Here is a 14,943-nt window from a genome sequence, read left to right on the forward strand (position 1 = left end):
CTGGAGTCATTGTTATGAATGTACCCTTTAGCTATGCATCACCGACGCTGAGCGTTGAGGCGTTAAAGCATTCTATTGCCTATAAACTGATGTTTATCATCGGTAAAGATCCGGCCATCGCCAACAAGCATGAATGGCTTAACGCCACGCTGTTTGCCGTTCGCGATCGCATGGTGGAGCGCTGGCTGCGCTCCAACCGCGCGCAGCTCTCCCAGGAAGTGCGCCAGGTGTACTATCTGTCGATGGAGTTTCTGATCGGCCGCACCCTCTCGAATGCGCTGCTGTCGCTGGGCATTTATGACGATGTGAGCAGCGCGCTGGCGGAGATGGGGCTCGATCTCGAAGAGCTGATCGATGAAGAGAATGACCCCGGGCTTGGCAACGGCGGTCTGGGCCGCCTGGCGGCTTGCTTCCTTGACTCCCTGGCGGCGCTGGGTCTGCCGGGACGCGGTTACGGCATCCGCTACGACTACGGGATGTTTAAACAGAATATTGTCGATGGCCGGCAAAAAGAGTCTCCTGACTACTGGCTGGAGTACGGTAACCCGTGGGAGTTTGAGCGCCACAACACCCGCTATAAAGTGCGCTTCGGCGGCCGCATTCAGCAGGAAGGAAAGAAAACCCGCTGGATTGAGACGGAGGAGATCATTGCGGAAGCCTACGACCAGATCATCCCCGGCTTTGACACCGACGCCACCAACACGCTGCGTCTGTGGAGCGCGCAGGCCAGCAGCGAAATTAACCTCGGTAAATTCAACCAGGGCGACTACTTCGCCGCGGTAGAGGATAAAAACCACTCCGAAAACGTCTCCCGCGTGCTCTATCCGGACGACTCGACCTACTCCGGCCGCGAGCTGCGCCTGCGCCAGGAGTATTTCCTCGTGTCGGCCACGGTGCAGGATATCCTGAGTCGCCATTACATGTTGCATAAGACCTATGACAACCTGGCGGGCAAGATTGCCATTCACCTGAATGACACCCACCCGGTGCTGTCGATACCGGAGCTGATGCGTCTGCTTATCGACGAACATAAGTTCAGCTGGGACGAGGCGTTCGAGGCGACCTGCCAGGTCTTCTCCTATACCAACCACACCCTGATGAGCGAAGCGCTCGAGACCTGGCCGGTGGATATGCTGGGTAAAATTCTGCCGCGCCATCTGCAGATTATCTTCGAGATTAACGACTATTTCCTCAAGACCTTGCAGGAGCAGTATCCGAACGATACCGACCTCCTCAGCCGCACCTCGATTATCGACGAGTCTAACGGCCGCCGTGTGCGGATGGCCTGGCTGGCGGTAGTGGTCAGCCACAAGGTCAACGGGGTGTCCGAGCTGCATTCCCGACTGATGGTGGAGTCACTGTTTGCCGAATTCGCCAAAATCTTCCCAATGCGCTTTATCAACGTGACCAACGGTGTGACGCCGCGCCGCTGGCTGGCGCTGGCCAACCCGCCGCTGTCGAAAGTGCTGGATGAGCATATCGGCCGCACCTGGCGGACCGATCTGAGTCAGCTTGATGAGCTGAAACAGCATATCGACTACCCGATGGTCAATCAGGCGGTGCGTCAGGCCAAGTTTGAGAACAAACAGCGGCTGGCCAGCTATATTGCTCAACAGCTCAATGTGGTGGTCAATCCGAAGGCGCTGTTTGATGTGCAGATCAAACGTATCCATGAATACAAACGGCAGCTAATGAATGTGCTGCACGTCATCACCCGCTATAACCGGATCAAGGCCGATCCGCAGGCCGAGTGGGTGCCGCGGGTAAATATTTTCGCCGGTAAGGCGGCCTCGGCCTACTACATGGCCAAGCACATTATTCACCTGATCAACGATGTGGCGGCGGTGATTAATAACGATCCGCAGATTGGCGACAAGCTGAAGGTCGTCTTTATCCCCAACTACAGCGTTAGCCTGGCGCAGCTGATCATTCCGGCGGCAGACCTGTCGGAACAGATCTCCCTCGCAGGCACTGAAGCTTCCGGCACCAGTAATATGAAGTTTGCCCTTAACGGCGCGCTGACTATCGGCACCCTTGATGGGGCAAACGTGGAGATGCAGGAGCACGTGGGCGAAGAGAATATCTTTATCTTCGGCAACACCGCGGAAGAGGTGGAGGAGCTACGTCGCAGCGGCTATAAACCACGCGAATATTACGAGCAGGATGAAGAGCTCCACCAGGCGCTGACGCAGATCGGTACCGGCGTCTTCAGCCCGGCAGAACCGGGGCGCTACCGCGACCTGCTGGATTCGCTGATTAACTTTGGCGACCACTACCAGGTTCTGGCGGACTATCGTAGCTATGTGGACTGCCAGGATCGCGTCGACGAGCTGTATCAAAACCCGGAAGAGTGGGCCTATAAGGCGATGTTGAATATTGCCAACATGGGCTACTTCTCTTCTGACCGGACGATCCAGGAGTACGCGAAATATATCTGGCATATCGACCCGGTAAGGCTGTAAGCCAGTCAATGCAACACCACACAACACAACGGGGCCATTTGGCCCCGTTGTGTTGTGTGGCGAACGTTTTATTCGGAAAAGTGCCGGGGAGGATTCAGGCTATTGCGGGAATATACTATTGTCGTGAATTCGCCAGCAGTACGATAAATGCTCAATAAGTTTACGTTCATAGCCTATGTGGGATGTAGAAACGACGGATACGTTTGATACCTGGTTCGAATTACAAAGTAGAGCTTTAAAAGAGGATATGTTGGCCACGATGCTCATCCTGTCTGAGTTTGCTCCGCAGCTTGGGCGCCCGTATGTTGATACGGTGAAAGATTCAACGTTTCAGAATATGAAAGAACTGCGGGTTCAGCATCATGGGCTCCCCATCCGCGCCTTTTTTGCTTTTGATCCTCTGCGGAAAGCTATCGTTTTATGTGCGGGCGATAAGGATGGCATGAATGAGAAACGTTTTTACAAAGAGATGATTACTCTGGCTGACAGAGAATTCAGCCAACACCTGACTAAGGAGCGATAATGGCCACGCTAAAAGAACTCATGGCGAAACAGAGTCCTGATAGCCAGCAGCGTATTGCAGCGAAAGCGGCAGAGATACGCCAGTCTGTCGCTTTAAACTTGCTTCGAGAAGAGTTGCAAATGTCGCAAACAGAGATGGCTGCGGCTATGGGGGTAAAGCAGCCAACGATCGCTAAAATGGAACAGGCAGATAACGACCCTCGGCTTTCGACCCTAAAACGCTACATTGCGGCATTGGGGGGAGAACTCAGTATAAATGTCACATTGCCGACTGGAAAAAAAGTCTCGTTTAATTTGTGAACAGGTATCCGGGCCAAGCGCAAGCCATAGCCCGGGTATTTCTCTCCTGGCGCCACGCGATGTCAGGACGCTAACGACAGTTCAGACTTTCCCGCATGCTGCGCCAGCCATTCGCTGATGCGCGCCTGCTGCTCGGCAGTCAGCCACATACCCTGTTTGGTTCGACGCCAGATGGCGTCATCCAGGCTGCGCACCCACTCGTGCTCCACCAGATATTTCAGCTCGGCTTCATAAAACTCGTGGCCGAAATCTTCCCCGAGATCGCTCAGGGCGCTGGCTTCCTTCAGGATCCACTCGCTGTTGCTCCCGTAGGTGCGGGCATAATGGCGGGCCAGTGATTCACTGATGAACGGGAAGCGACGGCGCAGTTTTGCCGCGTAGTCGTCGCGGTCGCCGCCGATATCGCCGCCGGGGAGCACCGCGGTTTTGGTCCATGCCGGGCCGATCCCTTTGTAATAGGGGGTCAGTTTTTCCAGTGCATGCTCGGCCAGTTTGCGATAGGTGGTCAGCTTGCCGCCGAAGACGGACAGCAGCGGCGCCTGACCGTTCTCATCGTGAATATCCAGGGTATAGTCGCGGGTAATGGCCTGCGGCGAATCCGACTCGTCGTCGCACAGCGGACGGACGCCGGAGTAGGTCCAGACGATATCGTCCCGGCTGAGGGTCTTTTTAAAGTGCGCGTTATAGACGTTCAGCAGATAGTTGATCTCTTTATCATCAATGGCCACCGCTTTCGGATCGCCCTTATACTCGACGTCCGTCGTGCCGATGATAGAGAACTCATCCATCCACGGAATAACAAACACTATGCGTTTATCTTCGTTCTGCAGAATATAAGCCTGTTTCTGGGTATGCACCCGCGGCACCACGATGTGGCTGCCCTTGATCAGACGGATGCCGTAAGGCGAGCGCAGATGCATCCCTTCGTCGAAGAACTGTTTGACCCATGGGCCGGTGGCATTGACCAGGCCGCGCGCCTTCCAGGTAAACTTCTCACCGCTATCAATATCTTCCGCTTCCACCACCCACAGGCCATTCTCACGTTTCGCCGAGATAGCGCGGGTGCGGGTACGCACTTCGCCGCCTTTGCGGACGACCATCTGCGCGTTGGCCAGCACCAGGCGGGCATCGTCGACCCAGCAGTCGGAATATTCGAAACCGCGCACAATTTCCGGTTTAAGTACCGATTCTGCGCCAAAACGCAACCCGGTGGATCCCGGGAGGCTGGTGCGTTTGCCCAGATGATCGTACATAAACAAGCCGATACGGATCATCCATGCCGGGCGCAGATGCGGGCGATGCGGTAGGCGAAAGCGCATCGGGAAGGCGATATGCGGGGCCATTTTTAACAGCACTTCACGCTCGGCCAGCGCTTCGCTGACCAGACGGAACTCATAGTGTTCGAGGTAGCGTAGCCCGCCGTGGATCAGTTTGGAACTGGCGCTGGAGGTGGCGCAGGCGAGATCGCGCGCTTCCAGCATCAGTACGGATAAACCACGCCCGGCGGCATCTGCCGCGATACCGGCACCGTTGATGCCTCCGCCTATCACAATCAGATCTTTGGTTTCCACGTTCTTACCCTCTCACACTTTCGTTTAAGCTCATAAATGCTCGATATCGCTCACTATAGCAAACAAACGCGCTTTTGGTAACATCAAAAAAACATTTTGAAGTGATGGGTGTAACATATTGGCGTTTCTTTACCGCCTGACGGTACACTACAGGGTAAAATTGGGTCGGCCATCGCCCGTCATGACGAGAAAGAGAAGAGAATCATGGAACAGTTTGAATGCATCAATGTTGAAGAAGCGCACCAGAAACTGCATCAGCAGACGGCGGTACTGGTCGATATCCGCGATCCGCAAAGCTATGCGATGGGTCATACGCCGGGCGCGTTTCATCTGACCAACGATACGCTGGGCGCGTTTATGCGTGACAACGACTTTGACACGGCGGTGATGGTGATGTGCTATCACGGCAACAGCAGCAAGGGCGCCGCGCAATATCTGCTGCAGCAGGGGTTTGATAAGGTCTATAGCGTTGACGGCGGGTTCGACGCCTGGCATCGCCATTTCCCGGCGGAAGTGGCGCGCGGGACGTTTTAACGACTGGCAGGTATACTATCCCCCTTTGTGTGGAATAAGCGATTCGCTGCATGTTAATGATTACCTCTTTTGCCAACCCGCGGGTGGCCCAGGCGTTTGTCGATTATATGGCGACGCAGGGGATTATCCTGACCATCCAGCAGCATACCCAGAGCGACGTCTGGCTGGCTGATGAGAGTCAGGCCGGGCGCGTCAGGGCTGAGCTGGCGCGTTTTCTCGAAAACCCGGCGGACCCGCGCTATCTGGCGGCGAGCTGGCAGTCCGGACAGACCAATAGCGGGTTGCGCTATCAGCGCTTTCCTTTCTTTGCCACGCTGCGGCATAACGCCGGTCCGTTCACCTGGGCGATTCTGCTGATCTGCATCGCGGTGTTCATCCTGCAAAATCTGCTGGGCGATCAGCCGGTGATGATTTGGCTGGCCTGGCCCTACGATCCTTCGCTGCAGTTCGAAGCCTGGCGCTATTTCAGCCATGCTTTCATGCATTTCTCGCTGATGCATATTCTCTTCAACCTGCTATGGTGGTGGTATCTTGGCGGCGCGGTGGAAAAGCGCATCGGCAGCGGCAAGCTGGTGGTGATCACCGTCATCAGCGCTCTGCTGAGCGGCTTCGTGCAGCACCAGTTTAGCGGCCCGTGGTTTGGTGGCTTGTCGGGCGTGGTCTACGCGCTGATGGGCTACGTCTGGCTGCGGGGCGAGCGCGATCCGCAGAGCGGTATTTATCTGCAGCGCGGGTTGATACTCTTCTCTTTAGTGTGGTTAATTGCTGGCTGGTTTGACGTTTTCGGCATGGCGATCGCCAACGGCGCGCACGTGGCTGGTCTGGCGACCGGCCTGGCGATGGCGTTTGTTGATACCTTACATGGGCGAAAACGCGCATAAAGACTTACCGACAGGGGTCGGGTAGGCGACATTTTTCCAGGGATATTTCATGAAACAAACACAACGTCATGACGCCATTATCGAGCTGGTAAAAAAACAGGGTTACGTCAGCACGGAAGAGCTGGTTGAGCAGTTCGCGGTAAGCCCGCAGACCATCCGCCGCGACCTGAACGATTTAGCCGAACAGAAAATGATCCTCCGCCATCACGGCGGCGCGGCGCTGCCCTCCAGCTCGGTGAACACCTCCTGGCACGATCGCAAAGCGACCCAGACGGCGGAGAAAGAGCGTATCGCCCGGCGGGTGGCCAGCGAGATCCCGGACGGGGCGACGCTGTTTATTGATATCGGCACCACGCCGGAAGCGGTGGCGCACGCCCTGCTCGATCACAACGATCTGCGGATTGTGACCAATAACCTTAACGTCGCCAACACGCTGATGGTGAAAGAGGACTTCCGCATTATTCTCGCCGGCGGCGAACTGCGTAGCCGGGACGGCGGGATTATTGGGGAAGCCACCCTCGACTTTATCTCGCAGTTCCGCCTCGACTTCGGCATTCTCGGCATCAGCGGCGTAGACAGCGATGGCTCGCTGCTGGAGTTTGATTATCATGAAGTGCGTACCAAGCGGGCGATCATTGAGAATTCACGCCACGTGATGCTGGTAGTGGACCATACCAAGTTTGGCCGCAATGCGATGGTCAACATGGGCAGCATCAGTATGGTCGATGCGGTCTATACCGACGTGCTGCCGCCGGCCGGCGTGCTGAAGGTGATCACTGATAACAACCTTCAGCTGGAGCTGTGCTAAACGGCAACGGCGTCGTCAGACGCCGTATCCCATCATCTTAAGTAACTGCTGGGCATGCTGTACCGCGTCCTGCCGGTGGGCGACGCCCAGTTTCTGATACAGGTTGCGAATGTGGGTCTTGATGGTGGTGGCCGCCACGTCAAGCTCGCCGGCAATCTGCTCGTTGCTGTAACCGGAATAGATTAAGCCAAGCACCTGCCACTCGCGCTGGGTCAGCGGGCTGGTGCGGATAAGCTCCGGCACCTCCGGATGATTCAGCAGTCGCTCGACGAACCCTTCGTCAAAGTGGGCGAATTTGTGGCGATGATGCTGGTTGATGTCGCGCAGAATACGCTGGGCGCGATGCTGCTCCAGCTCCGGCAACGTGTTCAACTGGATCAGCTGGCGCAGCTGCTGGGCCATCGCCTCGCCTTCAATCACAAAGTGGTTGATAAAACCGGTGCGGTTGGCGAGCGTCAGGGCTTCCAGCAGGGCTTTCTGCGCTTCGCTCTTGCGTCCCGACTGCCAGTACAGCTGGTTGAGCAGCAGCAGATTGCGGTTGAGATCGCTCATCAAACGCAGCGAACGCGCATTTTCGTTCAGCTCTTCCAGCACCATTTCCGCCGGTTCGAAATCGCCCAGCAGGATCTGCGCCCGGGCGATGTTGCGCCACTGGCTCTGCAGGAAGTGGTTGTTGGCGAACTCCGGCTTTGGCGTCTGGCGCAGCCAGTTGGCCGCCGCGGTTTTATCACCGGTCATCTGCCAGTAGATCACTCGCACCTTATCGGCGTTGGAGACCCAGTCGCTGTGATAGTGACCATTACCGAGCAGGTTTTCCAGCCGGTTCAGGTGGCTGCGGGCATTATCCAGATCGCCGCGCGCCAGTGAGCACTGGACCATCAGCGCCAGGCACTGCAGCTGCTGCTGCGGCTGATAGGTGGATAGCACGTCCATCCCCTGGCGGGCGCAAGCTTCAGCCTCGTCGAGGCGCGCCCATGCCCACAGCAGCTGAGAACGGATGCGCAGCAGGAACTCATGCATCGGCAACTGCTCAAGATGCTGTTCGCGTACCAGCTGGAAGGCTTTCTCCTGGCTCTCCCAGGCGGCCTGCAGGAAGCCCTGGGCGAAGAGGATTTCGCTTTGCTGAATGATGCTCCACAGGGCGTAATGCCATACGTCGTGACGGCGGGCCATCTGTTCGGTCTGCTGCATCACGGCGAGGGATTTGGTCAGCTTCCCCTTACAATGGAGAACTTCGCCATGCACCGATGTGGCGACGATGCGGCTGTAATAGTTGGCCAGCGGCAGCTCTTCCAGGGCCACCATTGACAGACGTTCCGCCTCGTCCTGGTCGCCATCGTTAATCGCCACCTGCGCGCGCAGCGCGTTGAAGTCGCCATGCATCGCGGTGTCCATTTCCACACTCATCTCCTGCTCGGCGCGCGCCAGCAGGGTATTGACTTCGCTGTAGCGATGCTGGCTCTGCATCAGCCAGGCCTGGAGCAGGATCAGGCGCGGATTTTCCAGCAGATTGGACCATGGCAGCGCCGCCAGCGACTGCTCCAGTAGCCCCAGCTCGCTATGGTTAAACATGCCCCAGGCATGATTGAGCAAGATATCGCGCAGCATTTTGGCATCGCCGGCCGCCAGCGCATGGTGGATGGCCTCGCTGGGGAAACCTTGCGCCATCCAGCTTTCCGCCGCGGCGCGGTGGATCTCCGGTAGTTCAACCGCCAGCTCCCACTGACAGCGCTGGCGCAGGAAGCTGCCAAACAGCGGGTGATAGCGGAACCATTCGCCGGAATCATCCATCCGCTGCAGGAACAGCCCCTGGCGTTCGATCTCCTCCAGCTGCATCTGGCCATTCTCTTCGCCGGTGACGCGCACGATTAACGCGTCGTTCATTGAGCGCAGCAGAGAACTCTTCAGCAAAAAGTTGCGCGTGCGGGCGTCAACGTTATCCAGTACTTCATCCACCAGATAATCCGACAGATGGCTGGCGTTAATCCCGGCGAGGCGGCGGGCGGAGTGTTGGGCGGAGGAGTTATTCTGGCGGGCGGAGAGGGCGATGAGTTGTAGCGCGGTGGCCCACCCGGCGACATCGTCGCACAGCCGGCTACTGTCGTCGGCTTCGATAGGCGATGTCAGACGACAGTCGAAAAATTGTTTCGCCTCCTGGTGGGTAAAGGCCAGCTGCTGACTGCCAATCTCCAGAAGCTGATCGCGGACGCGCAGATTGGCAATGCCCAGCTGCGGCAGGTTACGCGACAGGACCACCAGGGTCATATTCTCCGGCTGATGGCGCAGGAAAAAGCGCATCGCGTCATGGATCACCGGATTATTGATCAGATGGTAATCATCAATGACGAGATACAGCGGGCGCTGCCAGTCGGCAAGTTCAATAAACAGCTGCGCAAAAAGAGAGGAGAGACTGGCGTACTGGCGTTTTTGCACCATCGCTTCACTGGCCGCGCAGTGGTTGCCGGTAGCCTGCTGAATCGCCGCGATCAGATAGCTGGCAAAACGCTCCTGCTGGTTGTCGCCTTCGTCCAGCGAAAACCACCCAAGATCGTTTTTACCCGCGGCCCACTGAGAAATGAGCGTTGTTTTACCGTACCCGGCAGGACTGGTGATCAGCACGAGACGATAATTGTTCGCGCCGGAAAGTTTCGCCAGTAAGCGCTCACGAACCACAGTGTGTTCAAGGCGGACCGGACGACTTAATTTGGACGGAATCAACATAGTTCTACATTTCGCTGTGCAAGAGAGAGGTTGCGATTTTTTTTGCGCTTCGTAATTAATATCTAATAAGGTCGGTGATTATGAAATTTATTGCAAGTTATGTCCGAAGTTTATGCTCTTGAATTTGCTCTATGTCACAAATTTCGACATTGGCTGAGAATGGGAAAAAATCGCAGGCAGGACTGGTCGGCCGCGGTTTTCAGGCGGTAGCTGGCGGAGTGTGGGTGGATTTATTTTACGCTAAGAGTAGTTGTTTGTTTTTATTAAATTATTGTCAGCGATTTCTTAGAAGTAATCTTTTTTGCGGGTCAATGCGATGAAAGGTGCTTATTTCTTCAGGGGCCTCTATTTATTTTGTTAATAACGTGGCGAGGAACTGGAAGATTTTTTACGCGTATTGGCCTGTAACAAATTTTTAGCTACCGGAGGTAACCTCTCAATTGTCATATCGCGGTGATTTTTACAGCATATTTTTGCCTTCTCACCCACACTATAGTGTTCAGGATCACACTTTTCGCTCATCCCCGCCACTCCTCCCTGTCTAATCCCCGTCAGGATGAGGACGATGAATCGGGAGGTCGGCACACTAGCGCCATCGTTTTAGTAAAGGACCCGGATCTCATTATGTCACAGACTACATTTAACAAAGCTCAGTTTCAGGCTGCACTGACGCGTCAGTGGCAGCATTTTGGTTTACAGTCCGCTTCCGAGATGACACAGCGTCAATGGTGGCGCGCAGTCAGCGGAGCGTTGGCGGAACTCCTGGCGGCGCAGCCGGTAGCGAAACCGGCGCAAGGACAGCGTCACGTTAACTACATCTCAATGGAGTTTCTGATTGGTCGTCTGACCGGCAACAACCTGCTCAACCTGGGCTGGTACGAGGGCGTCAGCGACGCGCTGAAAGGCTACGATGTCAACCTCACCGATCTGCTGGAAGAAGAGACTGACCCGGCGCTGGGTAACGGCGGCCTGGGACGTCTGGCAGCCTGCTTCCTCGACTCCATGGCGACGGTGGGGCAGTCGGCGACCGGTTACGGTCTCAACTACCAGTATGGCCTGTTCCGCCAGTCATTTGACGATGGCCAGCAGATGGAAGCCCCTGACGACTGGGGGCGCAGCAGCTACCCGTGGTTCCGTCATAACGAAGCGCTGGATGTCCAGGTAGGTATCGGCGGGAAAGTCAGCAAAAAAGGCGAATGGCAGCCGGCGTTCGTCATTACCGGCGAAGCCTGGGACCTGCCGGTGCTTGGCTATCGCAACAACGTCGCCCAGCCGCTGCGTCTGTGGCAGGCCAAACACGCTCATCCGTTCAACCTGACCAAATTCAACGATGGCGATTTCCTGCGCGCCGAGCAGCAGGGCATCGACGCGGAAAAACTGACCAAGGTGCTGTACCCGAACGACAACCATCAGGCCGGTAAAAAACTGCGCCTGATGCAGCAGTACTTCCAGTGCGCCTGCTCAGTGGCCGATATCCTGCGCCGTCATCATCTGGCAGGCCGCAAGCTGGCCGAGCTGGCGGATTACGAAGTGATCCAGCTGAACGATACGCACCCGACCATCGCCATCCCGGAGCTGCTGCGCGTGCTGATCGACGAGCACCAGCTGAGCTGGGACGACGCCTGGGCGATCACCAGCAAAACCTTTGCTTACACCAACCACACCCTGATGCCGGAAGCGTTGGAATGCTGGGATGAGAAGTTGGTAAAAGCGCTGCTGCCGCGCCATATGCAGATCATTAAAGAGATCAACGACCGCTTTAAACAGCTGGTGGACAAAACCTGGCCGGGCGATAAGCAGGTCTGGGCGAAGCTGGCGGTGGTGCATGACAAACAGGTTCGGATGGCCAACATGTGCGTGGTGGGCGGCTTTGCTGTCAACGGCGTGGCGGCGCTGCACTCGGATCTGGTGGTAAAAGATCTGTTCCCGGAATATAACCAGCTGTGGCCGAACAAATTCCATAACGTGACCAACGGCATCACGCCGCGCCGCTGGATCAAGCAGTGCAACCCGGCGCTGGCCTCGCTGCTGGATGAGACGCTGAAAAAAGAGTGGGCCAATGACCTCGACCAGCTGATCAACCTGGAAAAATATGCTGACGATGCGGCGTTCCGTCAGACTTATCGCGATATCAAGCAGGCCAACAAAGTTCATCTGGCTGAGTTTGTGAAGCAGCGTACCGGGATTGAGATCAACCCGCAGGCGATCTTCGATATCCAGATCAAACGTCTGCACGAGTATAAGCGTCAGCACCTTAACCTGCTGCATATCCTTGCGCTGTACAAAGAGATCCGCGAAAACCCGCAGTCCGACCGCGTACCGCGCGTCTTCCTGTTCGGCGCGAAAGCGGCGCCGGGCTACTATCTGGCGAAAAACATTATTTTTGCCATCAATAAGGTAGCGGAAGCGATCAACAACGACCCGAAAGTCGGCGATAAGCTGAAGGTGGTCTTCCTGCCGGACTATTGTGTATCGGCAGCAGAAAAACTGATCCCGGCGGCGGATATCTCCGAGCAGATCTCCACCGCGGGTAAAGAAGCCTCTGGCACCGGCAACATGAAGCTGGCGCTGAACGGCGCGCTGACCGTCGGGACGCTGGATGGCGCTAACGTGGAAATCGCTGAGCAGGTGGGCGAGGAGAACATCTTTATCTTCGGCCACACGGTTGAAGAGGTGAAAGCCCTGAAAGCGAAAGGCTACGATCCGCTGAAATGGCGTAAAAAAGACAAGCTGCTCGATGCGGTGCTTAAGGAGCTGGAGAACGGCACCTACAGCAACGGCGACAAGCATGCCTTCGATCAGATGCTGCACAGCCTGCTGCAGGGCGGCGATCCGTACCTGGTGCTGGCCGATTTCGAAGCCTACGTAGCGGCGCAAAAACGGGTAGATGAGCTGTATCGCGACGAGGAGGCCTGGACCCGCGCGGCTATCCTCAACACCGCGCGCTGCGGCATGTTCAGCTCCGACCGCTCGATCCGCGATTATCAGCAACGTATCTGGCAGGCGAAACGCTAAAGGAAGGCCTATGGAGAGTAAACGCCTCGATAATGCCGCGCTGGCGGCGGGCATCAGCCCCAGCTATATCAACGCGCACGGCAAGCCGCAGTCTATCGCGGCTGTCACCAAACAGCGCCTGCTGGATGCGATGCATCGCTCTACCGCCGCCACGAAAGTGGCGGTTAACCCGCTGCCGAACGTGAAAATTTTCACTCACGGCAAAAAAATGTCGCTGCCGGTGGCAGGACGCGGTGAGTATCAGTGGATCCTGACTACTGAGGATGGTAAGCAGTATCAAGGGAAAACCCGCGGCGGCGAGACGCTGCCGCTGCCGGCCAAACTGCCGGAGGGGTACCACTCCCTGACCCTCACCCAGGAGGGGGAGCGCTGGCACTGCCGGACTATCGTCGCGCCAGCCCGCTGCTATGAGCCGCAGCCGCTGAAAGAGGGGAAAAAGCTGTGGGGCACCTGCGTGCAGCTGTATACCCTGCGCTCCGAGAAAAACTGGGGGATCGGCGATTTTGGCGATCTGCGGGCCATGCTGCCGGAAATCGCCCGCCGCGGCGGGTCGTTTATTGGCCTTAACCCGATTCATGCCCTCTATCCGGCGAACCCGGAGAGCGCCAGCCCCTATAGCCCGTCTTCACGTCGCTGGCTGAACGTTATTTATATCGACGTCAACGCGGTTGAAGATTTCCAGCGTAGCGAAGAGGCGCAGGCGTGGTGGCAGTCTCCGGCAACGCAGCAGGCACTGCAGGCGGCGCGGGAAACGGACGACGTGGATTATACCGCCGTCACTACGCTGAAAATGACCGCGCTGCGTATGGCGTGGAAACAATTCTCTCGTCGTGAAGATGAGCAGATGGCAGCGTTCCGCGAGTTTGTTCTGCGCGAAGGGGAAAGCCTCTACTGGCAGGCGGCTTTCGATGCGCTGCACGCCTGGCAGGTACAACAGGACCCGCTGCGCTGGGGCTGGCCGGCCTGGCCGAAGGCCTTTCAGGATATCGACAGCCCGGAGGTGAAAGCCTTCTGCGTCGAGCATGAGGATGACGTCAGTTTCTATCTTTGGCTGCAGTGGCTGGCCTGGAGTCAGTTTGCCGCCTGCTGGGAAACCAGCCAGCGTGACGGCATGCCGATCGGCCTCTACCGCGACCTGGCGGTGGGCGTCGCCGAGGGCGGGTCGGAAACCTGGTGCGATCGTGAACTGTACTGCCTGAAAGCATCCGTAGGCGCGCCGCCGGATATTCTGGGCCCGCTGGGCCAGAACTGGGGCCTGCCGCCGATGGATCCGCATATCATTGCCGCCCGCGCCTATGAGCCGTTTATCGACCTGCTGCGCGCTAATATGCAGAACTGCGGCGCGTTGCGCATCGATCACGTGATGTCTGTGCTGCGTCTGTGGTGGATCCCGTATGGTGAAACCGCCGACCATGGCGCTTACGTTCAGTATCCGGTCGACGATCTGCTGTCGCTTCTGGCGCTGGAAAGCCAGCGTCATCGCTGCATGGTGATCGGTGAAGATCTGGGCACGGTACCGGTGGAGATCGTCAGCAAGTTACGCAACAGCGGCGTCTATTCTTATAAGGTGCTCTATTTTGAGAGTGATGCAGAGAAAACGTTCCGCGCGCCGGCGCTGTACCCGGAGCAATCAATGGCTGTGGCGACGACGCACGACCTGCCCACTCTCCGCGGCTACTGGGAAAGCGGCGATCTGACGTTAGGTAAAGCGCTGGGCCTCTATCCTGATGAGGTGGTGCTGCGCGGACTGTACCAGGACCGCGAGCTGGCGAAACAAGGGCTGCTGGACGCGCTGCATAAGTACGGCTGTCTGCCCAAGCGCGCCGGCCATAAGGCCTCGCTGATGAGCATGACGGGGATCCTCAACCGGGGGATGCAGCGTTATATTGCCGACAGCAATAGCGCCCTGCTGGGCCTGCAGCCGGAAGACTGGCTGGAGATGGCGACGCCGGTTAACATTCCGGGCACCAGCACCGAGTACCCGAACTGGCGCCGGAAGCTGTCCGTCACCCTGGAGCAGATGTTTGCCGATGAACGGGTCAATAAGCTGATTAAGGATCTGGATAAACGGCGCAAGGCCGCGAGCAAGAAAGCCGCCTCCTGATAACTTCCTGCCGCGCGCTCCTCTG

Annotated in this window: 10 protein-coding genes; 8 read left to right on the forward strand and 2 right to left on the reverse strand. The window is 57.1% G+C overall.

Features of this window, described 5'->3' with window-relative positions; all coding sequences use genetic code 11:
* Positions 1-14: 14 nt before the first annotated feature.
* The 3 genes from glgP to HMPREF3140_RS11010 all read left to right on the forward strand — a co-directional run bounded on the left by glgP (position 15) and on the right by HMPREF3140_RS11010 (position 3,284).
* Positions 15-2,462 carry a glycogen phosphorylase gene (glgP, locus tag HMPREF3140_RS11000; RefSeq protein WP_070552986.1) on the forward strand — a complete coding sequence of 816 codons (2,448 nt, stop codon included), beginning with the start codon at positions 15-17 and terminating at the stop codon, positions 2,460-2,462.
* A 175-nt stretch (positions 2,463-2,637) separates the two neighbouring features.
* Positions 2,638-2,985, forward strand: a complete 348-nt coding sequence (locus tag HMPREF3140_RS11005; protein WP_016529833.1) for a type II toxin-antitoxin system RelE/ParE family toxin — start codon at positions 2,638-2,640, stop codon at positions 2,983-2,985.
* Positions 2,985-3,284 (forward strand): helix-turn-helix domain-containing protein, encoded by a 300-nt coding sequence (locus HMPREF3140_RS11010; protein ID WP_002920557.1) that lies wholly within the window; start codon positions 2,985-2,987, stop codon positions 3,282-3,284. Before HMPREF3140_RS11005 ends, HMPREF3140_RS11010 begins: the two co-directional genes overlap by 1 nt.
* A 62-nt stretch (positions 3,285-3,346) precedes the next feature.
* Here HMPREF3140_RS11010 and glpD read toward each other — a convergent pair whose 3' ends face one another.
* A complete protein-coding gene (gene glpD, locus HMPREF3140_RS11015; protein ID WP_002920554.1) occupies positions 3,347-4,855 on the reverse strand; it encodes a glycerol-3-phosphate dehydrogenase in 1,509 nt (502 codons plus the stop codon).
* A 204-nt stretch (positions 4,856-5,059) separates the two neighbouring features.
* Here glpD and glpE point away from each other — a divergent pair, with 204 nt between their 5' ends.
* The 3 genes from glpE to HMPREF3140_RS11030 are packed head-to-tail and all read left to right on the forward strand — an operon-like array spanning position 5,060 to position 7,078.
* A complete protein-coding gene (gene glpE / locus HMPREF3140_RS11020; RefSeq protein ID WP_002920552.1) occupies positions 5,060-5,389 on the forward strand; it encodes a thiosulfate sulfurtransferase GlpE in 330 nt (109 codons plus the stop codon).
* A 50-nt stretch (positions 5,390-5,439) separates the two neighbouring features.
* The gene (gene glpG / locus HMPREF3140_RS11025; RefSeq protein ID WP_004151408.1) at positions 5,440-6,270 is read left to right on the forward strand and encodes a rhomboid family intramembrane serine protease GlpG; all 831 of its coding nucleotides are present in this window, start codon (positions 5,440-5,442) and stop codon (positions 6,268-6,270) included.
* Between the two features lie 49 nt (positions 6,271-6,319).
* Positions 6,320-7,078: a DeoR/GlpR family transcriptional regulator gene (locus HMPREF3140_RS11030; protein WP_002920548.1), complete on the forward strand. Its 759-nt coding sequence runs from the start codon at positions 6,320-6,322 to the stop codon at positions 7,076-7,078.
* Positions 7,079-7,093: 15 nt separating this feature from the next.
* Here HMPREF3140_RS11030 and malT read toward each other — a convergent pair whose 3' ends face one another.
* The gene (gene malT / locus HMPREF3140_RS11035) at positions 7,094-9,799 is read right to left on the reverse strand and encodes an HTH-type transcriptional regulator MalT (RefSeq protein WP_002920545.1); all 2,706 of its coding nucleotides are present in this window, start codon (positions 9,797-9,799) and stop codon (positions 7,094-7,096) included.
* A gap of 624 nt (positions 9,800-10,423) precedes the next feature.
* Here malT and malP point away from each other — a divergent pair.
* Together malP and malQ are read left to right on the forward strand one after the other, a co-directional pair.
* Positions 10,424-12,814 carry a maltodextrin phosphorylase gene (gene malP, locus HMPREF3140_RS11040; protein WP_019725404.1) on the forward strand — a complete coding sequence of 797 codons (2,391 nt, stop codon included), beginning with the start codon at positions 10,424-10,426 and terminating at the stop codon, positions 12,812-12,814.
* Between the two features lie 10 nt (positions 12,815-12,824).
* The gene (gene malQ / locus HMPREF3140_RS11045; RefSeq protein WP_004185965.1) at positions 12,825-14,918 is read left to right on the forward strand and encodes a 4-alpha-glucanotransferase; all 2,094 of its coding nucleotides are present in this window, start codon (positions 12,825-12,827) and stop codon (positions 14,916-14,918) included.
* The last annotated feature ends 25 nt before the right edge of the window (positions 14,919-14,943 follow it).

This window comes from Klebsiella sp. HMSC16A12 (assembly GCF_001808265.1).
GTDB classification, from domain to species: Bacteria; Pseudomonadota; Gammaproteobacteria; order Enterobacterales; family Enterobacteriaceae; genus Klebsiella; species Klebsiella pneumoniae.

Excerpts from the sequence above, each read along its gene's own strand:
- glgP (WP_070552986.1), top strand. The coding sequence starts at position 15 with ATGAATGTACCCTTTAGCTATGCATCACCGACGCTGAGCGTTGAGGCG.
- HMPREF3140_RS11005 (WP_016529833.1), top strand. The coding sequence starts at position 2,638 with ATGTGGGATGTAGAAACGACGGATACGTTTGATACCTGGTTCGAATTA.
- HMPREF3140_RS11010 (WP_002920557.1), top strand. The coding sequence starts at position 2,985 with ATGGCCACGCTAAAAGAACTCATGGCGAAACAGAGTCCTGATAGCCAG.
- glpE (WP_002920552.1), top strand. The coding sequence starts at position 5,060 with ATGGAACAGTTTGAATGCATCAATGTTGAAGAAGCGCACCAGAAACTG.
- glpG (WP_004151408.1), top strand. The coding sequence starts at position 5,440 with ATGTTAATGATTACCTCTTTTGCCAACCCGCGGGTGGCCCAGGCGTTT.
- HMPREF3140_RS11030 (WP_002920548.1), top strand. The coding sequence starts at position 6,320 with ATGAAACAAACACAACGTCATGACGCCATTATCGAGCTGGTAAAAAAA.
- malT (WP_002920545.1), bottom strand. The coding sequence starts at position 9,799 with ATGTTGATTCCGTCCAAATTAAGTCGTCCGGTCCGCCTTGAACACACT.
- malP (WP_019725404.1), top strand. The coding sequence starts at position 10,424 with ATGTCACAGACTACATTTAACAAAGCTCAGTTTCAGGCTGCACTGACG.
- malQ (WP_004185965.1), top strand. The coding sequence starts at position 12,825 with ATGGAGAGTAAACGCCTCGATAATGCCGCGCTGGCGGCGGGCATCAGC.